This window comes from Acinetobacter variabilis (assembly GCF_000369625.1).
Classification (GTDB): Bacteria; Pseudomonadota; Gammaproteobacteria; order Pseudomonadales; family Moraxellaceae; genus Acinetobacter; species Acinetobacter variabilis.
The window spans coordinates 1-26,146 of record NZ_KB850117.1 but is presented as its reverse complement, the minus strand read 5'-3'; the positions used below and the strand labels follow the sequence as shown (position 1 = coordinate 26,146).

19 protein-coding genes, 7 pseudogenes and 1 other annotated feature are annotated in these 26,146 nt (G+C 41.3%); of the genes and pseudogenes, 13 read left to right on the top strand and 13 right to left on the bottom strand.

Annotated elements, in window-relative coordinates:
- Positions 1-27: 27 nt before the first annotated feature.
- Positions 28-1,034, top strand: a pseudogene (locus F897_RS17290) (IS3 family transposase); the annotation flags it as partial.
- Positions 75-192, top strand: a sequence feature (AL1L pseudoknot). It overlaps the preceding pseudogene by 118 nt.
- 345 nt (positions 1,035-1,379) lie before the next feature.
- On the opposite strand, the gene F897_RS18000 reads toward F897_RS17290, so the two are convergent.
- The 5 genes from F897_RS18000 to F897_RS16045 form a co-directional block, all read right to left on the bottom strand.
- Positions 1,380-1,577: a hypothetical protein gene (locus F897_RS18000; RefSeq protein ID WP_004779908.1), complete on the bottom strand. Its 198-nt coding sequence runs from the start codon at positions 1,575-1,577 to the stop codon at positions 1,380-1,382.
- A 377-nt stretch (positions 1,578-1,954) separates the two neighbouring features.
- Entirely contained in the window at positions 1,955-2,293 is a 339-nt protein-coding gene (locus F897_RS18150) for a DUF3325 family protein (RefSeq protein ID WP_005237560.1), read from the bottom strand.
- Positions 2,290-3,807 carry a PepSY-associated TM helix domain-containing protein gene (locus F897_RS16055; RefSeq protein ID WP_005237559.1) on the bottom strand — a complete coding sequence of 506 codons (1,518 nt, stop codon included), beginning with the start codon at positions 3,805-3,807 and terminating at the stop codon, positions 2,290-2,292. The genes F897_RS18150 and F897_RS16055 overlap by 4 nt, the downstream gene beginning before the upstream one ends.
- Positions 3,808-4,092 carry a hypothetical protein gene (locus F897_RS16050; RefSeq protein WP_004779917.1) on the bottom strand — a complete coding sequence of 95 codons (285 nt, stop codon included), beginning with the start codon at positions 4,090-4,092 and terminating at the stop codon, positions 3,808-3,810.
- Positions 4,093-4,165: 73 nt separating this feature from the next.
- A complete protein-coding gene (locus F897_RS16045) occupies positions 4,166-6,361 on the bottom strand; it encodes a TonB-dependent receptor (protein WP_005237558.1) in 2,196 nt (731 codons plus the stop codon).
- 165 nt (positions 6,362-6,526) lie between these two features.
- Between F897_RS16045 and F897_RS18255 the strand changes: the two genes are divergently transcribed.
- Positions 6,527-6,646, top strand: coding sequence for an avidin-fold protein (locus F897_RS18255; protein WP_465221558.1), 120 nt, complete (start codon positions 6,527-6,529; stop codon positions 6,644-6,646).
- A gap of 229 nt (positions 6,647-6,875) precedes the next feature.
- On the opposite strand, the gene F897_RS16040 is transcribed toward F897_RS18255, so the two are convergent.
- From F897_RS16040 to F897_RS16825, 3 genes and pseudogenes are all read right to left on the bottom strand, one after another.
- Positions 6,876-7,586: an alpha/beta hydrolase family protein gene (locus F897_RS16040; protein WP_005237557.1), complete on the bottom strand. Its 711-nt coding sequence runs from the start codon at positions 7,584-7,586 to the stop codon at positions 6,876-6,878.
- A 65-nt stretch (positions 7,587-7,651) separates the two neighbouring features.
- Positions 7,652-8,641: a biotin synthase BioB gene (gene bioB, locus F897_RS16035; RefSeq protein WP_004812090.1), complete on the bottom strand. Its 990-nt coding sequence runs from the start codon at positions 8,639-8,641 to the stop codon at positions 7,652-7,654.
- Between the two features lie 147 nt (positions 8,642-8,788).
- Positions 8,789-9,657 (bottom strand): annotated as a pseudogene (locus tag F897_RS16825) (IS982 family transposase).
- Between the two features lie 232 nt (positions 9,658-9,889).
- On the opposite strand from F897_RS16825, the gene F897_RS16025 reads away from it, so the two are divergent.
- The 9 genes and pseudogenes from F897_RS16025 to mdh all read left to right on the top strand — a co-directional run bounded on the left by F897_RS16025 (position 9,890) and on the right by mdh (position 17,398).
- Complete coding sequence (locus tag F897_RS16025; RefSeq protein ID WP_005237555.1) at positions 9,890-11,371, top strand: TolC family protein; 1,482 nt, start codon at positions 9,890-9,892, stop codon at positions 11,369-11,371.
- 11 nt (positions 11,372-11,382) lie between these two features.
- Positions 11,383-12,513, top strand: coding sequence for an HlyD family secretion protein (locus F897_RS16020; protein ID WP_004779929.1), 1,131 nt, complete (start codon positions 11,383-11,385; stop codon positions 12,511-12,513).
- Entirely contained in the window at positions 12,513-13,643 is a 1,131-nt protein-coding gene (locus tag F897_RS16015; RefSeq protein ID WP_005237554.1) for an ABC transporter permease, read from the top strand. Before F897_RS16020 ends, F897_RS16015 begins: the two co-directional genes overlap by 1 nt.
- A pseudogene (locus F897_RS16010) lies at positions 13,640-14,739 on the top strand (ABC transporter permease). Before F897_RS16015 ends, F897_RS16010 begins: the two are co-directional and overlap by 4 nt.
- Before the next feature lie 64 nt (positions 14,740-14,803).
- A pseudogene (locus F897_RS17285) lies at positions 14,804-15,139 on the top strand (IS481 family transposase); the annotation flags it as partial.
- 50 nt (positions 15,140-15,189) lie between these two features.
- Positions 15,190-15,438, top strand: a pseudogene (locus F897_RS17280) (IS5/IS1182 family transposase); the annotation flags it as partial.
- A 49-nt stretch (positions 15,439-15,487) separates the two neighbouring features.
- Positions 15,488-15,701 (top strand): annotated as a pseudogene (locus F897_RS18145) (PepSY-associated TM helix domain-containing protein); the annotation flags it as partial.
- Positions 15,698-15,970, top strand: coding sequence for a hypothetical protein (locus F897_RS18140; protein ID WP_004779934.1), 273 nt, complete (start codon positions 15,698-15,700; stop codon positions 15,968-15,970). The pseudogene F897_RS18145 and the gene F897_RS18140, both read left to right, overlap by 4 nt.
- Before the next feature lie 255 nt (positions 15,971-16,225).
- The gene (gene mdh, locus F897_RS16000) at positions 16,226-17,398 is read left to right on the top strand and encodes an iron-dependent methanol dehydrogenase (protein ID WP_004647793.1); all 1,173 of its coding nucleotides are present in this window, start codon (positions 16,226-16,228) and stop codon (positions 17,396-17,398) included.
- Positions 17,399-17,914: 516 nt separating this feature from the next.
- On the opposite strand, the gene F897_RS15990 is transcribed toward mdh, so the two are convergent.
- The gene (locus F897_RS15990; RefSeq protein WP_004779935.1) at positions 17,915-19,096 is read right to left on the bottom strand and encodes a hypothetical protein; all 1,182 of its coding nucleotides are present in this window, start codon (positions 19,094-19,096) and stop codon (positions 17,915-17,917) included.
- A 201-nt stretch (positions 19,097-19,297) separates the two neighbouring features.
- On the opposite strand from F897_RS15990, the gene exaC reads away from it, so the two are divergent.
- Positions 19,298-20,809: an acetaldehyde dehydrogenase ExaC gene (gene exaC, locus F897_RS15985; protein WP_004779936.1), complete on the top strand. Its 1,512-nt coding sequence runs from the start codon at positions 19,298-19,300 to the stop codon at positions 20,807-20,809.
- A gap of 173 nt (positions 20,810-20,982) precedes the next feature.
- Here exaC and pnuC read toward each other — a convergent pair whose 3' ends face one another.
- The 4 genes from pnuC to F897_RS15965 all read right to left on the bottom strand — a co-directional run bounded on the left by pnuC (position 20,983) and on the right by F897_RS15965 (position 25,619).
- Complete coding sequence (pnuC, locus tag F897_RS15980) at positions 20,983-21,552, bottom strand: nicotinamide riboside transporter PnuC (RefSeq protein ID WP_005237551.1); 570 nt, start codon at positions 21,550-21,552, stop codon at positions 20,983-20,985.
- A gap of 28 nt (positions 21,553-21,580) precedes the next feature.
- Positions 21,581-23,749 (bottom strand): TonB-dependent siderophore receptor, encoded by a 2,169-nt coding sequence (locus F897_RS15975; RefSeq protein ID WP_005237550.1) that lies wholly within the window; start codon positions 23,747-23,749, stop codon positions 21,581-21,583.
- Between the two features lie 8 nt (positions 23,750-23,757).
- Positions 23,758-24,993, bottom strand: coding sequence for a phosphotransferase enzyme family protein (locus F897_RS15970; RefSeq protein ID WP_171065479.1), 1,236 nt, complete (start codon positions 24,991-24,993; stop codon positions 23,758-23,760).
- 299 nt (positions 24,994-25,292) lie between these two features.
- Entirely contained in the window at positions 25,293-25,619 is a 327-nt protein-coding gene (locus F897_RS15965) for a hypothetical protein (protein ID WP_004779940.1), read from the bottom strand.
- Positions 25,620-26,043: 424 nt separating this feature from the next.
- On the opposite strand from F897_RS15965, the pseudogene F897_RS18230 reads away from it, so the two are divergent.
- Positions 26,044-26,146: pseudogene (locus F897_RS18230) on the top strand (adenylosuccinate lyase); the annotation flags it as partial.

Genomic DNA, 26,146 nt, shown 5'->3' with positions numbered 1-26,146 from the left:
GACTAACATATCTATTCTGCTAGTCTAGAGCCTAAAGAATTAAAGCGTGCCAATGAAATTCTACGTAAAGCAGCCGCTTTTTTTCGCCCAGGCGGAGCTCGACCGCCCACACAAATAATGGTGGATTTCATCCATAACAATAAAGACTTATATGGTGTTGATGCGATTTGTAGGATTTTACCGATCGCAGCTTCAACCTATTACCGAACTTTAGATTTCGCTGACAATCCAGAACATCGAGCAAAGCAAGATTTACATGATGAGCATCATGCTGAACAAATTAAAAGAATTTGGAAAGAAAGTTCAGGTCGGTATGGTGTGCGTAAGGTCTGGCAACAATTGAAACGTGAAGGTTATGTTATGGCACGTTGTACAGTTGCTCAATTGATGCAGAAGCTAGCTATACAAGGTGTTTGGCGTGGTAAGAATAAACAAACCACCCGTAGCCGAGATGATCAAAAAAGAGCAGATGATTTAGTGAAACGTAATTTTAATGCTGATCATCCTGACCCTTGCGAAGCAGTGCTTCTCAGGTGAGTGACTTTACCTATATTCAAACAAATTCAGGCTGGGTCTATACCGCCTTTATTATTGATGTGTTCTCACGAGCAATTGTTGGATGGAAAGTATCTACACGGATGAATACAGATATGGTACTCGATGCATTAGAGCAAGCATTGCACGATCGAGGCATGCCAAAGAATGTGATTCATCATTCCGATAGAGATGTTCAATATCTTTCCATTCGCTATACCAATCGTTTAGAAGCTGCAAATTTACGAGCATCAGTCGGTACAACTGGTGATTCATACGATAATGCTCTGGCTGAAACGGTGAATGGCTTATACAAAACAGAGGTGATTGTATATTTAAAAGCAGATTGGCAAGGTTTAGCAGATGTACAACTTGCGACACTAAACTGGGTAGATTGGTTCAATAAAAAGCGTGTACACAGTGCACCGGGTTATGTATCGCCTTTTGATTTTGAAGCAATGTACTATGATAAGATTAACCCGTTAGGTCAGGTGGCCTAACTTAAATAAAAAAGTCTCCGACAAACCCGGTACGGTTCATAATGGTAGTTATGCGAAACTAGTAGGCTTTACGCGGAATTCTTAGCATATTCATCTTTTGTCTTATATCTTTTTTTTACCTATTGGTAAAATATATTCATAACTTATAGAGTAAAAAAGTAGGTAATTAAGAAAAAAATTACAGCGATTTATAAGCCTTATAGTTCCGGGAGAGACTATAAGGCTTTTTCTTTATCTTAAAATTCATATATCTATACTATTTTGATAAACAAAAGCATGGCTGAAAGCCATGTTCTGGGAATTCGTATAAGGGGGTATTATGTTAATTTTAGAAAATTTTAAGAATTAACTCTCAAGTAACTGCCCTATTTCCAACCTACTATATCCTCGCTCTTTTAGAACTAAAACAATAGCTTTTCTATAGTCATCAGAACTGGAGGTCTTATATTTTATGATTAATTGATTCTCTGACTTCAGTTCAAGGGCATTCTTATAGGTTAAGACTTCAGTAGAAATCTTATTAAAAATATTTAGATTAAACATACAGGTACTCTTCATCCTGTTATAGCGGCCCGACTACAACAAATACCTGCCTTAGCTTAGCTAGGCACCCTTGGCAGCAAGGATTACAAATTAAGAAAAGTTCTGCAAGTTTTCGAAAGCTATAAGGATGAATAATCAACTAAAATCATTGTTATTTAACATAATGGGCGTTATACGAACTTAAAAAATTGAGACTATAGCATTAATTTTTATGTATTTTTAAAATTTAAAGCCTAGCCAAGTGTCTAGGCTTTTTGATTTCGCATAACCGCCATTATGTTAAATGGACTGTAAATTGATGGATTTTTCATACTTTCTATTTTGAAAAAATTTGCAGATCCTTTTTTTAATTTGTAACTTGGACTGCCATCTCTTTCCTAAATAAATTTATACAGTGAATAAGACAGAGCTAAAAGAGCAGAGGACATCCACAGAATAAAGAAATATTCTCTAAATTTATAAAAAAATAAAATATGTATAAAAAATGCTGAAGTTATGACTAGGAAAATCCAAGTCATTATTCCCACTGGAAAACCGTGATCTTGACAGTTCAGATATAAAGACAGTACCAGAAAAATCACTGAGTATATTTTTAACAAAGGTTGAGAATAATGAAAGCTTAGAAAAGGATACCCAAGTTTTTTCATTCTACTTTGACTGGTCATACACAGCTGCATCATTGCAACCATGGCCCACAATATTGCAGCCAGACTCATTTGGCCACCTCACGCAGCTTTATTTTCTTGAAATAAAAACAGGCAAATATATATCCTGTGGCGATGAGCATCAATACAAGATCAACTCCTGCTACAGACCATTGCTGATGCAACACGGTATTCAAGAGGAACGCGTGAGGAGTCAAGAATATGGGACTAAATACTGTCATCCATAAAATAACAGCAGTGAGGATAAAGGACAAAACTATGGCTTTTTGCATTTTAGCCAGCATCGGAATGAATAGAATACCCACCCAGCTGATAAAGAATATGCTTAACTCATACTGAATCCGCTGTTCAAGACTGCCCGTCAAAATCCGGTTGGCTAAAAAATACATGGCTGTCGCAAACGGCAAGCCCAGAAAAGTAAAATAATTAAGGTAAGCAACCACATTATAACTTAAGGTATGTTGCTGTTTAATACGTTTCTTTTGCCATAATAAAGCTCCTGCGACCAGCATGATGCAACCGACGAGACCTAAACCCGCTAGTATCCCCCTCATCCATTGACTGGCGTAATATCCTAAATGAATACCATAAGTTGCCGAGCTGATTTGAGCGACAGGATGCAGATTTCTTTCGGAATTCAGATTCTGTCCGGTATTTGCTGCAAAAATAAATTGCGGATTATTGAAAGTAATTAATTGGTTATATCCATAATCGAACGTAATTAAGGCTTCCGCAGTATTTGGATTTTTGACTTCAAATTTCGCCAGTACAGCTCCATTACTTGCCTGTTGAGGTAGTTGACGGGAGAATACAGAGAATTCTTTTAATTGAAGAGCTGAATTTGCTGCCGATTTTGGCGGATTGATATATTGTATTTCACTATAAAACTTCTTTATTCCATTCTCGCCATAGTGTTTATTGATTCCCGCTGGCACAAGCAGATAGAAGAAGATCATAATCCCGGTAAAGGCCATAATCAGATAAAAAGGCAGAGTTACTACACCGGTAATATGATGCAAATCCAATAATGTACGCTGTCCCTTAAAACTCCGGAATACAAAAAAATCTTTAATTATTTTTTTATGGGTAAAGATCCCGGTAATTAATGCAATGAGAAATAGCACCCCGACAATAACCACTAGCGTTCTACCGACGACATCGGGCAAAGGATACAGACTGTAATGTAATTTAAAAAAGAAGTCGCCTCCCAGACTTTCCCGACCTTCTGTTAAAATTAATCCTGTATGGGGGTCTTGCAGTTTATGGTACTTATTGGTTTGGGCTTGCCATTCTAAAGTGTTAAAAGGCATTCGGGAATTGGCAAGATTCACTCGCCATCTTTTTGCCTCTGAGGCATGGGTATTTAAGTAATCATAGGCAACCTGGGCCGACTCAAAGGAACTAGGAGGCACTTTTAAATATAAAAAATTTTCAGGTTTAGACCAGAGATTAATTTCAGTTCTGAAATAGGCAATAGAGCCGGTAAAAAAAATCAGGAAGACCGACCACAATACAACGATACCTAACCAGCTGTGTAAAGTTGCCTGTATCTGGCGAAATTGCATTTAATTTTCTCCAAATTTTTTTATGATCCAATAGCTCAGCAATAAAATATAACTGAGATAATTGATGCTCTTTTGCCATAATTTAGACGGAATACAAGGAACTAAAACAATATAAAAAATGAGGAAAGTAAAACTTAGGAGGGCAGATAAATAGATATTTTCAGCTGTTGCAAAAGGTAAATAGTCAGGTAAAACCCAAGAGATCCATAAGCTATAGCCATAAGCAGCCAGGCAGATATAAAAAATTTCTTTAATAGATAACCACTCTGGTTTTTGTTTATCCATTGACCTTATCTTTCATCCCATCTCAGGAAGTGAAGAAGTATCTGTACGGCTACAGATACTTCCTAGGTGAATATTAATAATTAATGGTATAGCTTAGGCCAAAAGTACGACCCTCTGCAGGAATGGCCAACAGTGAGTTGCCATTAGTTACTGCTGCTTGCTGTGCAAATACATTTTTGTACTGCTTGTCCCAGACATTATAGACACCAAAATCGACCCGGCCTTTGGCTACAGGGAAATGAGCCAAGACATCCATCGTGGTATAGCCTTTAATATCTGCTGCACTATTGCTATCGGTTAAACCTGCGGCTATTAATGCTTGGTCATCTTTATAGGCTTCATTAGTGCCTTTGATGGCTAGCATTTGTGCACGTACACCATAACCCTCTTCATTATTCCACTCAGCAAACAGGGTGCCTTTCACAGGCGACACGGCAAAAGCATTCAGTTCATGCCATTGATCTGCTGCATCTTTATATTGTCCGCGTGTGTAGCCCAAGGTCCCACCCACCTTATAGTTGTCCATAAATGGATAACTTACCGTAGCTTCTGCTCCATAAATGCGTTGATCTGTATCTACCACATTTACTGAACGGTCAGCGTTGAACTGTACCACCTTATCGGAGGTATTATAGAAACCTGTTAGACCCAAGTTTAAGCCGTCGTCCTGATTTAAGCGCCAACCCAATTCGTAGCTGTTGACCGTGATCGGTGCAATACCTGACGTCGTTAAGGTATAGGCAGCTACATCACGCAGCACGCGTTGTACATCCGGATAACTATAACCTTGTGAAAAATTGGCATAAACTTGCTGCGCATCTGTTAACTCATAGACTGCACCTAAATTGAACAGGAACTTATCAGCATCGGTAGAGTCAGCCGCCATTAAAGTAACCGGATTGCGTGCGGTTAAATAACTGTCAGTGTCTGCCTGAACATACTGATAACGCACACCGGCCTGTACATTCAAACGATCCGTCAGTGCATAATCCCCTTGTACAAATGTGCCAATATTCTGGATTTCTGTATCAGGTCCGGAACCCTGTTTTTCACCTGTTGGTGTATAGACCAGACCATTATTACTTGGTGTATAGTAATCAGCCCACTGGTGATCTTTTTCCCAGTCATAGTCCAGACCATAAGTCAGTTTTAAATCTCGCTCGACCACCTGCAGGTCAGATTGAACAGTAGAGCGAATTCCTGCATAGTCCACATTGGATTGGCTTTGCTTTACATTCACGCCATCTTTGGAATAACCATACGGTACAAAACGCGCTTTTTCATTACGGTAATACGCTTCAACATTCAAAATTTGTCCCAGAAAATCCTGGTTTTGATACTGGGTATTAAACGCATAGCGTTCTGTAAAGGGTTGTTGATCTAAATTCCACCCTTTAATGGCTTTATAAGAAGGCTGTGTCCCGGTTTGCAGATAAGAATAGTCAGGACCATATTCGGTATCCTGTTCATCATTATAGTATTGTGCACCAAAACTTAAGCTTTGCTTATCGGTTAAATTAAAGTTTAAACGACCATTCACATCAAGCGTATCGGTATCCATCGTGCTGCCCTGCCAAGGGCTTAACGAGATACGGTCACCGTTACCATCAAACTGAGAACCCCGACTGGTAAAATCTACCCCTAAAAAACCGTCCATCTTGTCATGACTAAATGAAGCGGTTTGCCCCACCTGATAAGCCAAACTGTCACGACGGAAATTATCAGCCGATGTCAGGCCTAACTTGGTCTGAAAGCTGACCGGTTTCGATTTGTCCGCACGTTTGGTAATAATATTAATAATCCCGCCCGTCGCACCTGAACCATAAATACTGGTCGCACCTGAAACCACCTCGATATGATCAATCATATTCGGACTGATGCTGTTGAGCTGACGCGCCACATCGCGCGAACCCGTCTGTGAAACTCCGTCAATCATCACCAGTACATTCCGCCCACGCATGGTCTGACCGTAATTACTGCTGGTCCCGCTGCTTGGTGCCAATGAAGGTATCAGCTGCGCTAAAACATCTGCGACTTTTCGACTCGCTCCAGCCTGTTGAGCAATTTCTTCACCCTGAATGGTCTGTACAGTTCCTGCAACTTCAGCAATCGTTTTAGGGGTACGGGTTGCTGTTATCAAAATAGGAGAAAGCTTTATTGTTTGACCTGAACTTTCAGGCTCCTTTGATGCAGGACCAAACTCTTCTGCGTACAAATGTGAAGAAATAGCTACTGTAAGAAAACACAGACTAAATTGAGATAGTCGCATTTTTAAACCTTTTCACAAACATTAATAATGATGCTAATAATAGTCATTATCATTATAAATGTAAAATTTTTGTTACATTTTTACTTGTATTTTAACCTAGTATTTATTTTTTCAACTTCTGATGAATGAGAAAAAACTCTTTATTCAGATGTGTATATTTAGAGTATAGGTGAATGTAATACTGAGATTGAGATCCAAGCCAATGGGAAAATTAAGTTAGTTGAAAACTGGCAATGGCGTAATGGCGACTGTTCTACAGGCGAATCAATACTTATTGAAATCTAAGGTAGAGATAAATAAAGCCCTGATCTAGGGTCAGGGCTTCGCATAACGTGTATTATGTTAATTTTAGAGGAACTTTATAATTAAAGGATGCCAAATATGCTGTTGATCAAAAGCGTCCTGCACAGAATTTACCCCAATTATTAAAACTAAAACTGATATTAAAACTAAAACTGATCTTAGCGCGTTAAATCTGAAAATGAAACGTCAAGAGCTAATAATCTCTCTTTGCTTAAGCCAGATCGGCTAAAAATTTTAAAATTGGCTCAACGAGTAACTGGGCATCAAAAAGGATGGCATCGTGCGTGCCCTGTATTTTTACCAAATTCAGATTTTGGGTTGTTAAAAACACGGATTCTTGACTAACTTTGTAAGGAACCAACATATCATTCTCGGAAAATATAAATAGCATCTTGACTGAATGATTTTTTAAGATATCCACTAGATTTAATTGCTGCAATAGATAAAGATGCTTAACCTGATAGTTTAAATCAATACTATTTAACTGTTGGTGCAATAATTTTGCACGTTCACGCGCTGCTGCGCCAGCTAAAGTGACCAAGGTACAGAAGCGCTGCATCCCGCGTTTTGGATCAGCCAGTATGGAGGATTTAAATTGTGTGTATTGTTCAACTGGCATTGCCTGTGGCCATGCTTCGTTGGCCACGAAACAGGGATTTGACATACAGCAAATCACTGGCTTGGCAATTTTCAATTGTTGCTGGATTTCATTAGCCAGCAAAAGTGCCAACTGTCCACCCAAAGACCATCCCATCAAGACATCAAAAGAACTCGCCTGCCTAACTTTTTCGGCCAAAATACTTTCCACGTTAGGATCAAAAATATCCCATACTTCAACTTGATACTGCTGCCGTAACTGTTCTACAAACGGGGTTAAGACCGCTGTTCCTAGCCCCCAACCCGTAATCATCAGTATCTTCATTTTGTCTGCTCCAATAAAAAGGGACCAATTCAAGTTGAAATGATCCCTGTTTGTTACACGATTAATTAAGCAGGTTGCATCGCATCTACAGCCAATTCTTTAGCTGTTTTCTTGGCAGCTTCAGCTTTTAAGCCTAATTTAGCAAACAAGGCTTTGTCTTTACCTTCACCACTGTTCGGGGCAGTAAGCAATTTATCACCTGAAAATAATGAGTTAGCTCCAGCCATAAATGCCAGTGCCTGATCAGAGTCAGAGAGAGATTCACGACCTGCCGACAAGCGGATATAACTCTTCGGCATAATAATCCGTGCTACCGCAATAGTACGAATCCAGTCAATCACATCCAGTTTTTCAACATCGGCCAGTGGTGTACCTTCAATAGGAACCAGCATATTTATGGGCACCGAACCCGGGTGAATCGGCATAGTCGCTAGTTCAAATAATAAACCGACTCGGTCTTGTACGCCTTCGCCCAAGCCGACAATACCGCCACTACAGACATTAATTCCGGCATTACGCACATGATCAAGCGTATTTAAGCGGTCATCAAAGCTACGTGTACTGATGACATTGGCATAATATTCACGTGAGGTATCAAGGTTGTGGTTGTAATAATCTAGCCCTGCATCTTTCAGACGTTCCGCTTGTGAGGCATTCAGCATCCCTAGGGTCATACAGGTTTCCATGCCCAGTTTCTTGACTTCCTGCACCAATTCCAGCACATACGGCATATCGCGTTCATGCGGGTTACGCCATGCTGCGCCCATGCAAAAACGGGTCGAGCCGGAAGCTTTGGCCTGTTTGGCTTCAGCAATCGCCTTTTGTACTTCTACGCGTTTTTCAATTTCCAGATCAGTATCATAATGTGCAGATTGCGAACAGTATTTACAATCTTCCGGACAACGGCCCGTTTTAATTGAAAGCAGAGTACTGACCTGAACAGTATTCGGTTCAAAGTTTTGGCGATGAATTTGCTGTGCCTGAAACAGTAAATCCATTAAAGGCAAGTCATAAATTTCTTGTATTTCGGCACGTGACCAATCATTACGGATCATCTTGTCTGCATCATCTAAAATTCCATTAAGTAAATCATACGCTGTTTTTTTTATTTTTCTTTAGCGTTTTCTTTCATATTCATTGCCTGCTTAAAATAGCTTTAGTTTATCAAGCTATTTTGAAAGCTTATTTAACTCGAATCCTGCTTAAGCCGATGATTCCTTAATTTGAATTGTTGGCTTATTTTGATGAGTGAGTTGATATGCACATAGTGAGGCGTAAATTCCACTCAGAAACCCATGAAGACTACGTGCTTTACTCGTTACTAAATTGTATTGCCCCTTCAATAAACTGAATAATGTTTCTATCTTATTGTGTTGTCTTAGGTGATATTCATCTGATGCACAAAGTTGAATAGCCTGCATATTCTTTCGATGATAAATAATTAAATCAATAACTTGATATTTCAATCTAGTTTTTAATTCTTGGCTGATGTAACCTAGATCCCCGTAAAGTTTTACTTCTACACCAGCAACCAATTGCTCAACCATTTTTATGTCAGCAACATGTCCATTCGATAAAGCAGAACAGGCAATTTCACCAAATTGATTCATCGCAATATGTAATTTACAGCCATAAAATCAGCCCATTGAGCTTCTACCACGTGATGCAATTTGGACTAATGATTTATGATGCTGAATACTTAGAGTTTTACAAACTGGCAGAGTTGTTGAATCAATCCATAAATATTGTGTACCTTGGCCTTTCATCAGTGTCACATGTAAAGCGTGTAGAGCTAATTCATGCATATTGATTAGATGAATCATCCTTTGATAGCAAGGCAAGTACTTAAATAAATGGCTTTTACCTTCTTTTAACCAGGTAAAAAAAGGCTTTGAAATTATTGAAATGAGAGCATTTGTACCAAATGGCAATAAAGCAGATTTCTGAAATTGTAAATTGAGCAGTTCTGATTCTTAAGGAACCACGGTTTTGTTTGAGAAACTCTCAATAAGTTGATTCAAATTTAAGAAAAATCATCAATTACGCAGAATAATTCGGTACTATTGAACATCAGAACTAGAGTTGTGAGTTTGGTGTGGTAACTCAACTGATGGCTCTAGTCCTCTTATTTTTCAAGTCAATTTCTTATCCGCGATTCGGGTTAATTAAGGATGTATAAGCTTCCTTTTTTATAGACAAATGTACAAGAAACAATACTATAACTTTACACTAGTTCTATCTACGAACCTTTGATTTATACTAGCCGGATAACATTACCGGCTTTAAATCAGTTTAGCGACTTTATGAACTTAAAGAAAAATAAAAGACAGTTTGTCTGGGGTTTAAATCTGCTTGCATCGATGATGTATGGCAGCTTTGCTCATGCACAGAGCATCAGCTTTCAGGACGCTGAACGTCAGTTGTTGCAAAATTCTTATAGCAGCCAAGCCTATCAAAGTCTGGAACAAGCTTCAAAACTTGAAGCTGAAGCAGTGAAAGGTATAGGTCTGCCACGAGTCGACCTGAATGTTCGTGCCTATGCCTTTCACAGTGAAGTCGATATTCCATTAAAGCAATTTAAAAATAATCTGGAGAATTCACTCTCTCAAGGCGTGAATGGCCGGCTTAATGAGTGGGAGGCCAGTAATGGCGTGGATCTACCTGCAGGTATTACCGATCCACTGCGTGATGGACTTAACAATACTATTCATAGCGGAGTTGGTCTGATTCCGGATACGTCTAATGTCATCCTTGAAGATCAGGTGATTCGCCCCACTGTTTCCGTGATTATGCCAATATATACTGGAGGCCTCACCCGTAGTGCCAAAGAAATTGCCAATATTCAGGTCGGTCGTAGTCAGCTCAGCAACAAACAGCAGCAAGATACGCAGCGTTTTGAACTGATTCAAAGTTATTTTAATGTGCAGCTCCAAAAGCAACTGCATGCAGCTGCGCTGTTTAATCTGAATGCCATGCAGCAGCATTATCGCAATGCCTTAAAAATGGAACAGCAAGGTTTTATCAGTAAAGGCCAGCGCATGCAATTTGAAGTAGCACGCAATAATGCCGAGCGCAGCCAGCAAAATACGCAGGCCAATTTGAATGCTGCGCTGTTCCAGCTCAATAATCTGCTTCAGGAAAGTAGCATCACTGAGCTTTCGACGCCTTTATTTGTCAATAAAACTGAGCCACAGGCTTTAAATCATCTGCTGAAAACCTTTAGTCAGAACTCTGCGCTGATTCAAAAAATGCAGCTGGATACCCAATTGGCCCAAGCCAATGTGAAAGCCCAGCAAGCAGCTAAAAAACCGAATATTTTTGCTTTTGGTGAATATAGTCTGGATCAAAATGAAAACTGGATTGTCGGAGTTGCCGCACGCTATAACCTGTTTTCCGGGATCGATAAAAACAAAAATATTCAGGCTGCTGAACTCAAACGCTCTGCCACAGAACTGCTCACTGCACGCACCCAGCAGGAAATTGAAAATCTGATTTATAAATCTTATAGCGAAGCACTTAGTGCACAGCAAAGTGATGCGCTTCTGGCACAAAACTTGAAAGCCGCACAGGAAAATTTACGCATCCAAGAATTGTCCTTTAAAGAAGATATGGGTACCGCCATACAGGTCATCGATGCACAAAATATGCTGAGCGGACTACGAGCCGAAACTGCCTTGAATGCTTACAAATATGTGATGTCACTGGCCACACTATTACAAAGCCATGGCTCGATTGCAGAATTTCCGAACTACATCCAACATACCAACACTCACTATATTCGCTAATGGAGCCGAACATGAACGAAGATCAACAACCCAATGATCCTGTGAATGAAGCGGCTTCATCCAGCGATACAGAAAAATCGCCTGCGCAACAGGTAGAAACAAAAACTGAAATAGAAAATAACGCGACGACTTCGACCGAGCAACAACAAGCTCCTGAAATCGCTAAAAAGAAAAAATATTTATTGCTCGCCCTGATTCCAGTTCTGCTGGCAGTCATCGCTTTTGGATTATGGAAAAGCTACCAACCGGCTCCGCTTGAATTGCAGGGTCGTGTAGAAGCTGAAACAGTTCAGGTGGCGACCAAAGTGCCAAGCCGTATTGAAGAAATTTATGTAGAAGAAGGTCAGCGGGTCAAAAAAGGCGATGTACTGGTGCGCTTAAACAGCCCGGAAATTCAGGCCAAAAAACAGCAAGCCGCAGCGGCTTTACAATCTGCGCTGGCCTTACAATCGACTGCTGAACGCGGCTCGCAGGAAGAAAATATCGCCAGTCTGTATGCCAACTGGCAAGCGCTGAAAGCACAGCAAAATTTAGCCAAAGTTTCTTATGAGCGTGGTGCAAATTTATTGAAGGAAGGTGTGATTTCACGCCAGCGCCGTGATGAATTGTATGCAGCCAGTCAATCAGCAGCGCAAATGACAGAGGCGGCGTATCAGCAATATGCACGTGCCAAACGTGGCAGCACTTCGCAGCAAAAGAGTTCCGCCGATGCACAGGTAGATATTGCCCAGGCTGCGCTGGATGAAGCCAATGCTTTAGAAGCAGAAACCCAATTAGTAGCACCTGTAAACGGAACGGTGTCTAAAACCTATGGCAAAGTCTCGGAGCTGGTAGCCACCGCAGTCCCTGTGGTCAGCCTGATTGAAGATCAAATGTGGGTGAGCCTGAATATTCGTGAAGACCAATATGCCCCGTTTCAGAAATTGAGCAGTATTGAAGGTTATATTCCCGCCCTAGATAAAACCGCCACTTTTAAAATCAAGCAGATCAGTGCTGAAGGTGAATTTGCCACCATTAAGACCACACGCCAAACCGGCGGTTATGATGTGCGAAGTTTTAAGCTGCATCTTGTGCCCACACCAGCGATTCCTGAACTGAAAGTTGGGATGAGCGTGTTATTTAAACTGAAAGAGACCCGATAATGTGGACGGGTATATGGCGCGAACTGCGCTATCTGCTCCGCGAAAAATGGGATCTGTGTCTGGTCACGCTCGCACCTGCACTAGTGATTATTTTATTCAGCAGCATGTTTGCTCAAGGGAAACCGGATCATTTACCGATTGCGATTATTGATCAAGACCAGAGTGCGCTGAGTCAAAGCATTTATCAGCATGTGGCGCTGAATCATACTCTTAAAATTGCTACGGTGTCGGAACAAACAGCTGAAATTGAGCGCCTGTTAAATCAAAATAAAATTTGGGGTTATATCCATATTCCCAGCGGTGCCGAGCAACGTCTGGTTCGTGCCCGGGATGCTGACATCAGTATTGCCTTTAACCAGAGTTATTTCAGTATCGGAAATACCATTTCCTCTGCCATGCTGGTCAGTACCCTGCAAGCACTGGCTGAATTTAGCGGACAGCAATATCTGGGCAACCGGCTGCCTTCTCTCGAAGCACCGTCACCGCATATCAAAATATCGCCGCTGTATAATCCACAACTGAATTATGAATTCTATCTGGAACTCTATGTCATTCCGGCAATTCTGCATTTACTGTTGTGTTGTTGTGTGGCATTTTCCGTCGGTCAGGAACTGAAGCGGCAGACCTTAACAAGCTGGATTAGCAACTCATCCATCTGGATGGCATTGCTGTCTAAGAACCTGATCTATGTGGCTATTTTTAGTCTATGGACCTGGATCTGGATGTTCTGGCTGATTGAAATTCGCGGCTGGTTTGTTGCCGGCTCGCTCGCTCTGATTCTATCGGCACAATTTCTGCTATATAGCGCTTATGCATTTTTAAGCAGTGCAGTGGTTCTAGCAACCAAAGATTTAAGTAAATCTTTTGGCATCATTGCGGTCTATGGTGGTTCATCTTTAAGTTTTGCCGGTGTGACCTTACCTTTAAATAATGCGCCCCTATTCACCCAGTTCTGGTCCAATATTATTCCGTTCACGCCCTATGCCAAATTACAAACTGAACAATGGGTGATTGGTAGTCCATTGCATATTTCACTGCAAGCTGGATTAATGCTGCTGATCTATGCCCTAGTCTACGCTCTGCTGGCTTATCTGTTTCTTAAAAAAATCGCCAAAGGAGCAACACCATGAAATCCCTTTGGTTTTACTATCTACAAAGCTTTAAAGATATCGTCAGTCACGGCACGATCTTTACCACGCTGATTCTATCTGTCTTGTTTTACAGCTTTTTTTATCCAACCGCTTATCAGGCACAGCAGGCTGAAGCCTTACCGATTATTATTGTCGATGAAGAACAAAGTAGCTTGAGTACCCGCATTATTGGTCAGGTGGCACAAAGCCCCAATGTCGAAATTCAGGCGATTACCGGAAATTTTGCCGAAGCCAAACAATGGATGGAATCTCAAAAAGCCGATGGTATCTTGTTACTACCGGACAATTTATCGCAAAGCTTAAGGCATGGTGAAACAGGCGGAATTGGACTGTATTTAAGCACGGCCAACTTTTTAGTGACCAAACAAATTGGTCTGGGCTTAGCTACATCAGTTGAGCAAACTTTGGCAGATTATACTGAACGCTTTGGCAAGGTCTCGGATTTTTCACCTGCCCTTTCTGTGCATCAAATTCCTTATTTAATCCGCTGTCCGGCTATGGCAGCTATGTCTTTCCTGCGGTTGCACCTTTAATTATTCACCAAACCATTCTTTTGGGTTTGAGTATGCTAATTTTAGTATATCGGGAAAGAAAAGTAGAATTAAACGCAAATGCATTGATTGGGATGTGTTTAGCGGTCTTTACTATTGGCTGTCTGGGATGTTTCTATTTATTCGGCTTTAGCTTCTGGCTATTTGATTATCCACGTGGTGGCAACCTGTTCGGGATGCTACTGGCTGTTCCAGTTTTTATCTATACAATAATTGGCATGACCTGCCTATTCGCCAGTTTTCTGGATTTGCCGGAACGTGCGGGTCATGTGATTGTATTCACTTCCATTCCACTGTTCTTTTTATCTGGTGCGGCCTGGTCGCATGCTGCAATGCCTATCTGGATGCAAGTCGTTGGCGAAATCCTGCCTTCCACCCAAATTGTGCAGATGTTTATTCAACTCAATCAGATGGGTGTACCTACAGAGCTAGTCTTGCCTAAATTGCTTTATCTCGGAATGATCGGAAGCTTGTGCTTTTTCTTGGCTTATCGACGTTTAATTTTAAACTGTGGAACTTTCTAGCTAGGTGTTTAGTCCCAGATTTTAATGGTGTAATATTCTCAGAGAAATGGAAAGATGCAGCACTATGGGACAAGTTCTACACAACAGCGCCACAACGACACAGACAGTGCGTCGAGCAATACAAAATAGTTAAGAGAGCTTAATAACGCTAGCCAAGCGTTACGGCATCAATCAAAAGACTGTCGCAAAATGGAAGAAACTTACTTCAGTAGATGATCTTACAACCGGGCCAAAGAATCCTCGCTCAAGCGTGTTATCGCCTGAAAATGAGGCGGCAATTGTTGCTTTTCGAAAACGCACTTTGTTGCCGCTAGACGATTGCCCTTATACATTGCAGCCGAGTATTCCTTATCTGACACGCTCGTCGTTACACCGCTGCTTGCAGCGGCATGGTATTTCATGACTGCCTAAGGTACAAGGTGATCGGCCTGTCAGGAAGCGCTTCATAAGAAATTGAGATCTTTAGAGAGGAATGAATTATTAAAATCAGTCAAACGGCTAGGTCGGTCACTTTGGAAAAAATGGTCTGGTTATCATCATCGAAGTTTAGTGGAAACCAAAATGCATTGCATCAAATTATTAGGCGATAAATTAACAGCAAGGAGTTTTGCTAGTCAGGTGGATGAGATTCATGCACGTGTAGCAGTTTTAAATAAATTCACAGAATTAGATCGCCCTAATACCCAAGTTGTCACTTGAATTTAGCTCAATTAGGGCAGCATTGTCTTTCAAACCTTTGTGCAACAAAGTCCTTCCCCTGATTGATATTTATTATTTAGTTTCCCAGTAATATGTTGATTCTTTTGCGACTTATTGGCCTTTTTTTGCGTATTGACCTGATGTTATGGCCCTTGGCACTTCTCGCCCTATTGTTACACCAGAAAATTACCCCTATTCATCAAAAGGCGGTCAATAAAATTCACGCCAAACTAAAAGTTACGCAACAGGAATCATCAACATGATATGGATTGCAGTGATCGGTCTGCTTTGGCTAAGCTGCTTTGCCTTTTATACTGTAAGTGCAAAGCAGATTCTAAAAACCCGAAAATCTCGGTACGCTTTTTTAGCGAATTTTCCTACGTACACTAAATTCGCAGCAGGTATTTTCTTATTCGTTGCAATGGTTTTATTACGGACCCGGTTTAGCTCCAGTATCAGCTTTGTGGCTCTATGGATATTTCTAAGCCCTGTACTGTTTATCTTTATCTTAAAAATGAATAAAGCACTTTAGTATTTATTTAAAATCAGAAAGTAGCAAACAGCCTAGTGCGCTACTTACATGCCCTCTATTGAACCAATCTACTCAGTATCTGCTAAACCTTGCCAACCTACTTTTAAATATTTCAGATTCATTATTTTGGCTAGAATCAAAAACTTAAATTGGTAGGTATTTGGTAGGTAGGATTCTTTTTAACTTCATCCAATACTCATATTACGGTGAGGGTCACCGATAAAATAATCAATGAATGGTAGAAGGAATCACACCATGGCTTTTAAAAATATTTCAGATCAAACTAACGGTTTTTATATTCCCTGTGTTTCACTTTTTGGTCCGGGCTGTGCTAAAGAAATCGGGATAAAAGCACAAAATTTAGGTGCCAAGAAAGCGCTGATTGTAACTGATGCGGGGCTGTTTAAATTTGGTGTTGCAGATGATATTGCAAACTATTTGAAAGAGGCGGGTGTTGACAGTTATATTTTCCCAGGCGCGGAACCCAATCCAACTGATATTAACGTGCATCATGGAGTTACAGCTTATAATGAAAATGCCTGTGATTTTATTGTATCGTTAGGTGGGGGTTCATCACATGACTGTGCCAAAGGCATTGGCCTAGTCACTGCAGGTGGCGGACATATCCGTGATTATGAAGGGATTGATAAAAGTACCGTCCCGATGACACCACTGATTGCAATCAATACTACAGCAGGGACAGCTTCGGAGATGACACGTTTCTGTATCATTACCAATACCGATACCCATGTGAAAATGGCGATTGTAGATTGGCGTTGTACACCACTCATTGCGATTGATGACCCTAAACTTATGTTGGCCAAACCTGCAGGGCTGACTGCGGCAACAGGTATGGATGCCTTGACGCATGCAGTAGAAGCCTATGTGTCTACAGCAGCAAACCCAATCACTGATGCCTGTGCAGAAAAGGCGATTACCATGATCAGCGAATGGCTTAGCCCGGCAGTGGCGAATGGGGATAATCTGGAAGCACGGGATGCCATGAGCTATGCCCAATATCTTGCCGGAATGGCCTTTAACAACGCCTCTTTAGGATATGTGCATGCGATGGCACATCAGCTCGGAGGCTTCTACAACTTGCCGCATGGTGTTTGTAATGCAATTCTGCTCCCCCATGTTTGTGAATTTAACCTGATTGCTTGTCCTGAACGTTATGCCAAAATTGCCCAATTGATGGGGGTGAATACAGAAGGCTTAACCGTAACTGAAGCAGCTTATGAAGCGATTGGCGCCATTCGTCAGCTTTCGGCTTCAATTGGTATTCCATCTGGGCTGACGGAATTGAATGTAAAAGAAGCTGACTTGGCCATCATGGCGGAAAATGCACAAAAAGATGCCTGCATGCTGACCAATCCACGTAAAGCCAGCCATGCCCAAGTGGTAGATATTTTTAAAGCGGCGATGTAGTGCCTCAATGTAAGTCTTCTTTCCAATCATCTGACTTACATTTTTAACAGCCCCTGTTTCACTTTCTGAGGAAGTGTGCCAAGAGCAGACATGCATTTTCCTGTTCCTGGCTGATCCTTTTGCCTTCATAAGAGGATAAAAACGGGGGGTGTTTCTTTTTTATCAAGCCCCTTTCATTATAATTATCGACATTAATCCCATGGTAGAAAAATGCCAAGATTTTTTTAGCCCGTTTCAGCCACAAATAAAATTTCATAGCGTATTATCTTACGATTATATTTGATCCCTGAGGAATAAACTGCGCGTCCTTCAAATGACATGAAGGTGAGCGTAGCTGATTTTAATGAAGAGCATCCCATCAAGCAGCTAGGCAAACTGGGTAGCCACTGATAAAAATTTTAGGATCAGGTTCAGTCTAAATCAATAAGTAAACCCACAGTAAGCAAGGATAATACTTAATATTCCAGAATTTTCCTATTTTAACTGTTTAGCTTTGTACCGACAGTTACATCAGCTTTAAAGATTTTTATATTTTAACAGAGTCTGATGAACGGGATGGATTTTGGGCATCAGTTCAATCAGGCGTTCTATAGCATCAATCGCTTCAGGAAAATGTGCCACATGTTTCAGCAGGACATCGGTTTCATTAGCCTTGAAAATGGCATCGCTCAGGCGTGATTCCAGACAATCTCTCCAAGCGCATAGAAATGGACTTTCTGTTCTAGCCAGAAATACGCCGGTACATAATTTCAAGGCTGAATCAATATATCCAGCATCTAGGGATTGCTCCATCATTAAAAAGTCAGCCTCTACATCCGCCAATAAACGATAGGGTCTGGAACCTAGCATACCACCTAGTACATCGCGTAACTGTGACATTTCTGCTTTTAAAGTCCCTATACTGACCTTGCGTTCGCCATATAAGGCCTGATGCAAGGTATCTAGACTCAGGCCCTGCGGACATAAGGCCAGAATGGCTAGAATTTCAATCTGTCGAGGGGTCAGAACTAGCACCTTGCCATTAAACAGCACTTGAGGTACTGAAAAAGCCCGAATAAACAGGCGCTGCTTCTGGCATTCTAGTAGAGCCGACTGGATGATCGTAGCACAGCGCTCCGCAGCTAGTAGTGCTAAACTGTTATGCTTTGGCCAGGTAGTTGACAGATCAATGACACCTAAGACCTGTTTTGAATAGGGATCAATAATCGGAGCAGCGTAACAAACCCAATCATGAATGGAGGACATGTAATGTTCACTGGAAAAGACACAGCTGGATTGTTGAGTTTTTAAGGATAATGCCAATGCATTGGTTCCGACTAGCTCTTCGCGCCATTGTCCACCTTCAATAAAATGTACACTTTCTGCGGCACTTTGCATTTGCGGGCTGGACGCTGTCCAGATGATAGTGCTGCCTATATCACCGACTGCCAACACCATCGATGACTGCTCTGCAATATGTTTCAAGTCTTGTGCACAATGGTGTAGAGCATAGGCTAAAGTTAAAGAAGAAGTGGTCTTTTTTATATCTGTCAGTGGTGCTGCTAAACGATTCTTAGGGATTTCAGCCGAGGATGAGCGCTGCCAAGAGCTGGCAATACTCTGTCCCAGCTGTTCTGCATGCAGGGGAGATAAACTGCTACTTTGCCGAAGCTGATCGATATTGTGCCTTTTTTGCGCCAAATCTTGTTTTGTCATCATTCCTTATTCTCACAACAATTCATGATTTACATCCGCTGTAATCGTTATTCTTTTAAAATAGATGAAAAGATCGTGAACATGCTAGCTCCAACCTTTTTCCAACCTTACCTCATTTATATTAATCAAATAAGGTGCAGAAGTACCTTATACCAAAGCTGTAGAAGCGGTTTTGCCATACGAAAATAAGCAAAGGAAATAAATATGCGTTACATCGATCCCAATCAACCTGGTTCAAAAATTCAATTTAAAGCACAATACGATAATTTCATTGGCGGCGAATGGGTCGCTCCGGTCAAAGGCGAATACTTTGACAATCTCTCTCCAGTAGATGGCAAAGTCTTTACCAAAGTACCGCGTTCTTCTGTAGAAGACATTGAATTGGCCCTGGATGCAGCGCACAAAGCCAAAGAACAATGGAACAGAGCATCGCCGACCACCCGCTCCAATATTCTGTTGAAAATTGCCGACCGTCTGGAACAAAATCTGGAAATGTTGGCTGTAGCAGAAACCTGGGACAATGGAAAACCGATCCGTGAAACGCTGGCTGCCGATATTCCACTGGCCATTGACCATTTCCGTTATTTTGCCGGCTGTATCCGGGCTCAGGAAGGTGGCATTTCCGAAATTGATGAAGATACTATCGCCTACCATTTCCATGAACCGCTTGGTGTAGTCGGACAAATCATTCCCTGGAACTTCCCGATTCTGATGGCCGCCTGGAAACTCGCGCCAGCCTTGGCTGCAGGCAACTGTATTGTGCTGAAACCTGCAGAACAGACTCCGGTCAGTATTCTGGTGCTAGCTGAACTGATTCAGGACATTTTGCCGCCGGGCGTGTTGAACATCGTCAATGGCTACGGGGTCGAAGTCGGCCGTCCACTGGCGACCAATCCCCGTATTGCCAAGATTGCCTTTACCGGCTCGACTGCCGTCGGCCAAATGATAATGCAGTATGCAACTGAAAATATTATTCCGGTAACGCTGGAACTTGGCGGTAAATCACCAAACTTGTTCTTTGCCGACATTATGGATCAGGAAGACGATTATCTGGACAAAGCTCTGGAAGGCTTTGCCATGTTTGCCCTGAACCAGGGTGAAATCTGTACCTGTCCTTCCCGTGCCTTGGTACAGGAAAGTATTGCCGATGAATTTCTGGCGCGTGCAGTAGAGCGGGTGCAACGGATTAAGACTGGTCATCCGTTAGATACCGACACCATGATTGGTGCGCAAGCCTCACAGGAACAGCAGGACAAGATTCTGGGTTGTATTGCCACTGGCCGTGAAGAAGGCGCACAGATCCTGACCGGTGGTGAAGCACGTCATGAAGTGGGTCAAGGTTTCTATATTGAACCGACCATCTTTAAAGGCACCAATGACATGAAAACCTTCCAGGAAGAAATCTTCGGGCCTGTACTGGCTGTGACCACCTTCAAAGACTTCGATGATGCGATCAAGATCGCCAATGATACGATTTATGGACTCGGTGCCGGTGTCTGGTCACGCTCAGCGCATACCTCTTACCGTGCAGGCCGTGCTATTCAGGCCGGCCGGGTCTGGACCAACTGTTATCACATCTACCCTGCCCATGCGGCTTTCGGTGGTTATAAAAAATCAGGGATTGGGCGTGAGAATCACAGAATGATGCTGGATCATTATCAGCAGACTAAAAACTTGCTAGTCAGCTATTCGACCAAACCAGCCGGGTTCTTTTAAGAAGTGAAATAAAAGCGAACTTCGGTTCGCTTTGAATGTATGGTAGCTAGCTTTCACAAAATATCAGCAACATCTTCAAGCTGCGGCCAATTCAAATAAAGTTTTTAGTCTATAAACACTTTTTTTTAAAGGAAAGAGCATCACCTCAAATTTCTATTTGCAATAGTGTCATTTCAAGATAATGTCACTCTATGAAGATTTCGCCACATCCTCCAGCCATTTAGTGCAAGAAGAATAAAGAGAAAATAGAGTACAGCTGTTAAATACAATGATTTATGGGTGTACATACCGACATAAATTACATCTAGAACACACCATAATCCCCAGCTTTCAATATATTTTTTGGCTGCCCAATAACTTGCCACCAAGCTAAAAGAGGCCAACATGGAATCCAACCAAGGGAGTGATGCTGTGGTGAAATGAGCAAATAAGGCGCCAATTGCCAGACCGGCGACAATACCCACAATCAGACTATATACCCAGATTTTTTTATTCAAATAGCCAATCTGCACGGTGATAGCCTGATCATGATTTTTCTTCGACCAGCTATACCAGCCATACAGTTGCATCAAGATAAATACGGCTTGTAATGCTGCGTCTGCAAATAAATTGACACGATAAAAAATAATCATATATAAAAATACAGCGACAATATTCACCAACCAGCAGACTTTATATTGTTTGGAGGTCAGCCAGACACCTAAAACGTTTAAAATGAACGCTGCAATTTCTATATTTTCCATAGCAATATAACCTGATTAAGCAGCCAATTTAGAAGTTCAGATTGAATGACAAGGTTGCTGTACGCGGCGAACCCAAGAATAAATAATCATCACCCAAAAATTCACCTGCATCACGCCAGTATTTTTTGTTGAACAGATTATTAATATTCAAGCGCAGCAATGCATCGGTCGTATTCAGCTTAAATTGATAAGCAGCGCCTAAATCAACCACACTATAACCCGCGACTTTCGCAGTGCCCTCTTTATTGGCATATTTGCTGGAACTGTATTGACCACCTGCCAGAACAGTGAAACCTACAATGCTCGGTACGTTATAGCGAAGATGCGTTGCGAAACGAACTTTTGGCACGTTTTGCGCTTGATGATGGCCATATTCAACCGCTTCCACATTTTCTAAACGGGCTTTGATCAAGGCTAAAGATGAAGTTAAGGCCAGATGATCGGTTAATGCACCATTCAGTCCGAGCTCCAGACCCTGACTATGTTGTTCGCCTTCCGCAACAAAATAGCGAAGTCCTGAAATCGGCTTGCTATATTGGTTGTCTTGGCGTAAATCAAATAGCGAGGCAGTCAATAAAAACTGCTTGATCTGTTGTTTGAAACCAACTTCATATTGCTCTGAATAGATCGGCGCTAGAGTTTCAGCAGCATTCGCTGCAAACCAAGGCGCTGTTTTTCCATCTGACAAGCCTTTGGCATACGAGGCATAGACGGTAGTCGATTCCAAGGGGCTATAGCTGATTGCGAATTGCGGTAAAAATTTAGCTAAATCGGTATCGCGGACTTTTACCCGATCTGCATCATATGCTTGTTCATCCAGCTTGATCCATTTTCCGCCAATCAAAGTGGTCCAATGTTCATTCCATTCAATACGATCTAAGGCTGTGAATGCGGTTTGTTTACTTTTAAGCGCTTGATACTTTTGTCCAACATCAACAGTTGTTGGCTCAACATCAGTAGTTTCTGTATAAATATTACCTACACCAATCCATTCATAGACATCACCGAAACGATCACGTGATTTATTGGTTTGTGTAATATCAAAATTTAGATAATGTTGCGCCCAATTGGTAGCAATCACCCCATCCAATTTGACTTTAAATTGGTTGGTTTTAAAAGTGTCATCTGGATTTTGATAGTCGTAAATATCATACTCGCCAGCTTTACCAAACGTGTTACAGGAATACGCTTCTAGACAGCCTTCCCGATAATAACCATAAGCAAAGCTTGAATAGTCATCAACTCTGGATTTACTGTGGGCGGCAACGAGTCCCAAGTTCCAGTCATCATTCAAAGCATAACTATATTTTAAACTGCTATTCAGACTATCGATCGTGACCGGTTTGCCCCAAGTCTGATAACCCAGCAATCGATCCCATTTCACATTTTCTGGGACTTTGCCATCCAGTAATTGATAACCTGGCACTGATTTTTGTTCGGAACGCTGTGCTTCTAGATCAAGTTCTACTTTGGATTGCGCTGACATCTTCCAATCTAAGGCCAATGCCGCTAAATAGCGTTCACCCTCCACATGATCGACATAAGAATCCATCTGTTCATTCACCAGATTGATGCGATATCCGAATTGTTGCTCATCACCCCAAAAACCACCGAGATCAGTTGCCACTGAAAACTGTCCATGTTGGTCAGCAGAGAATGTCAGGGCCTGGATATCTTTAGGTCGCTTGGTGACATAATTGACCACACCACCCGGGGTCGACATACCACTTTGAATCGCGGAAATGCCTTTTAAAATTTCCACACGTTCTTTGTTTTCAAGTGCAACATTTTGTTCACCACGAATCACATTGCCATTAATGAGGTAGCTTGATGCCAAATCGAGTGCAAAGCCACGCGAGACAAAGTTTGGATAATAGCCAATTGCAGCATAGCCCTCACCGATGGCTGCATCATTTTTTACAACATCGCTCAGCACACGCGCGTGTTGTTCAGCAATGAGATCTGCAGTCAAGATAGAGACCGATGCAGGTATTTTTTGAAGACTGTCCGTACCCAAACCTTCAATATTCACTTTGGCACTTGAGTAAGGCATGCTTTGATCGGCTTTGATCACAATCGTGTCAAGCTGTTGAACATCGTCTTCAGCATAAGTCAGCGGGGCTAAACACAGCGGTGACAGAATGATCATTTTTAAAGATCGGGTTAATACATTCTGTTTGAGTTGACGAGTGTTCATACGAAACCTTATGTCTGTGAAGTGGGTGATGATGCTGGGTTTAGAGAGCATTGAGAAGCTTGCAATTCATCTTGAATGAGCCGAGTTAAAGTCTGGGTAAATTGTTGGCCTTGTTCGCCAATGAACCAGTCTACATGACCGATAATCCAGTCGTAATAAGCCGCATCTGCATGGTTGAGGTTGTGGGTAATACCCACAAAATACTCCAGCTCTGAAAAAGCGAAATCCAGATGCACGATTTTCAGCAGTTCTGGCAAAATACTAAAATCTTCTTGTGGATGTATTTGGGAAAAATAAGCATGGAGAAAAGCGGTTAAACCGGCTTCATCAATCGGAATATGTGGGTTCTGCTTTAATTCCAACCAATCAATGAAATTACGTTCAATCGTCACAGCCAGATCATAAAGTGCCGAATTTCGGTCAGATAAACCAAAATCAATTACGGCAGTAATCTCAGCTTTGGCATCTGGCGATGACCAAAATAGATTAGAAGCGTGTAAATCGTTATGGGTCCAAATTCTGCTTGCTTGTTGCAATACAGGCTGAATACGCTGGTGAACCTGTAAGATTTGATCTAAAAAGTAAGGATCCAAATTTTTGTCGGCAAAGTAACGGCTTAATTCTGGACTGTTTACAATGCGCCGTTGAATGGCTGTAACGATATTTTCACTGTCTAAAAGTTGCTGATTGGACACTAAATAAGATGCTGATCGGCCTTGCTGCTCAGGAAAATCCTGCATGGCCATATGTAACTTTGCCAGCAATTGCCCAGCTTTCGCAGCATGTTCAGCATAGAAAAAAGGTTTCCAGGATTGCTGATCTGCATACAGATCTAAGCCGGCTGCTTTTGCATAGACTTCATAGGTCCAGTCACCTAGCTCTAAAGCAGTCAGACCTTGATTTGAGCTAATCAATGCTGCAACAGGAATTTCTTTGCTAGCTAAATGCTGAAGAACAGCATGCTCCTGTAAAATATCGCGGGCACGACGAAAGGAACAATGGCTGCGCTTAATCAAATACTGATGCGCGACTGCTTCATCCCTGATCACAAAATCCTGCTCCACCTTGACCAGAGCCGCAGATGAAAATGGCCGGGGACTATACCACAAAATCTCAAAATGACCTTGTAAACAGGAATAGTGCTGCTGCAGGCTTTGTAATTCTGGATCAGAAATATGTGCCCAGTCTTTATTTTCCCAGGCATTGCCCATACCATGACCTAAATCATTGGTAATTATGGTCATCATCACTATTCCTGAGCTAGATCATTATCTAATAATGGAAAATCATCGTTTAGGCGAACATGCAAACAGTATTTTTAAATACATTTAATATTGAAGACACGCCCTAAAGTTAAGTGGTACATACCAGTATTAAATTGAAGGCAAGTTTAGCCTTATAAATATAAAAATAGAATAGATCTCTCGCATAAATCAAAAAATGATCTTCTTTTTGGTTAATATTCGAACTCCAGATTTCTTAGCATTCGCGCATAATCTGCGGATGAAATATATCGATTCAAACAAGCTTTCTTATCCTCAGTTCAAGCGATAACGTAGTTTTGAAATGTACCGTAATTCATTTTCATGACTTCACTAAGTAGCTCTTTAAATCCCTGTTTATCAGCAGCAAATTCTACTAGTGATTCATTGTTCAGATCAGTAACACATGCCATGGTCGAAATGACCTGTACACTATGAGCTTTGAATAACCCTCTCAAAATTTCATTTGAATGATTTTGGTCTTTAATGAAGTTCTTTAACGGCTCAGCAGGGATTGCCCAAGTATCGAAGTCTTTCATCTGTATCTGACGAACTTCAATGTCATTGATTTTGATGCTTCGATTCGTTTCTAGAAAAAAATCATTCATAATGATGTCTCAAATTAGATTTTAATGACAAAAAAATACCCTGATGGTTATCCCATCAGAGCTAAATATAAAATTATTTATTTCTTAATTTGAAATACTTTGATCAATCAGTTTCTCAATAGTATTAGAGGCAACATCATTAAAGTATGCACACTCACACTTAACTTCTTCTATTGTGCATTAATGGAAATACGATCCTCTTGGCTAACATATGATTGATGAAGCATATTTTCATATTCTTTCAATGTTTTTTTGCAGTACAGTATTTGGATCCTTTTCCCAATAACCAATACCCAGCTTACCATCAATATTTGCAGCGTAATATTTAGGTTGATCATATTGAACCGTACCGGGTTTGTCGGAGACCACTTTTCTTGAGATGAGAAGCATTGCTTCGAAAGACGTAGCGAAGCGTAGTATCCCGATGACAATATTAAAATATACCCCTGAAATCAGAGAAAGAGCGGTTCAATTATTGATTGAATCTGAAAAAGATTATCCATCGAATTGGGCTGCAATCACAGCAA

Excerpts from the sequence above, each read along its gene's own strand:
- F897_RS18000 (WP_004779908.1), bottom strand. The coding sequence starts at position 1,577 with ATGTTTAATCTAAATATTTTTAATAAGATTTCTACTGAAGTCTTAACC.
- F897_RS18150 (WP_005237560.1), bottom strand. The coding sequence starts at position 2,293 with ATGAGTCTGGCTGCAATATTGTGGGCCATGGTTGCAATGATGCAGCTG.
- F897_RS16055 (WP_005237559.1), bottom strand. The coding sequence starts at position 3,807 with ATGCAATTTCGCCAGATACAGGCAACTTTACACAGCTGGTTAGGTATC.
- F897_RS16050 (WP_004779917.1), bottom strand. The coding sequence starts at position 4,092 with ATGGATAAACAAAAACCAGAGTGGTTATCTATTAAAGAAATTTTTTAT.
- F897_RS16045 (WP_005237558.1), bottom strand. The coding sequence starts at position 6,361 with ATGCGACTATCTCAATTTAGTCTGTGTTTTCTTACAGTAGCTATTTCT.
- F897_RS16040 (WP_005237557.1), bottom strand. The coding sequence starts at position 7,586 with ATGAAGATACTGATGATTACGGGTTGGGGGCTAGGAACAGCGGTCTTA.
- bioB (WP_004812090.1), bottom strand. The coding sequence starts at position 8,641 with ATGATCCGTAATGATTGGTCACGTGCCGAAATACAAGAAATTTATGAC.
- F897_RS16025 (WP_005237555.1), top strand. The coding sequence starts at position 9,890 with ATGAACTTAAAGAAAAATAAAAGACAGTTTGTCTGGGGTTTAAATCTG.
- F897_RS16020 (WP_004779929.1), top strand. The coding sequence starts at position 11,383 with ATGAACGAAGATCAACAACCCAATGATCCTGTGAATGAAGCGGCTTCA.
- F897_RS16015 (WP_005237554.1), top strand. The coding sequence starts at position 12,513 with ATGTGGACGGGTATATGGCGCGAACTGCGCTATCTGCTCCGCGAAAAA.
- F897_RS18140 (WP_004779934.1), top strand. The coding sequence starts at position 15,698 with ATGATATGGATTGCAGTGATCGGTCTGCTTTGGCTAAGCTGCTTTGCC.
- mdh (WP_004647793.1), top strand. The coding sequence starts at position 16,226 with ATGGCTTTTAAAAATATTTCAGATCAAACTAACGGTTTTTATATTCCC.
- F897_RS15990 (WP_004779935.1), bottom strand. The coding sequence starts at position 19,096 with ATGATGACAAAACAAGATTTGGCGCAAAAAAGGCACAATATCGATCAG.
- exaC (WP_004779936.1), top strand. The coding sequence starts at position 19,298 with ATGCGTTACATCGATCCCAATCAACCTGGTTCAAAAATTCAATTTAAA.
- pnuC (WP_005237551.1), bottom strand. The coding sequence starts at position 21,552 with ATGGAAAATATAGAAATTGCAGCGTTCATTTTAAACGTTTTAGGTGTC.
- F897_RS15975 (WP_005237550.1), bottom strand. The coding sequence starts at position 23,749 with ATGAACACTCGTCAACTCAAACAGAATGTATTAACCCGATCTTTAAAA.
- F897_RS15970 (WP_171065479.1), bottom strand. The coding sequence starts at position 24,993 with ATGACCATAATTACCAATGATTTAGGTCATGGTATGGGCAATGCCTGG.
- F897_RS15965 (WP_004779940.1), bottom strand. The coding sequence starts at position 25,619 with ATGAATGATTTTTTTCTAGAAACGAATCGAAGCATCAAAATCAATGAC.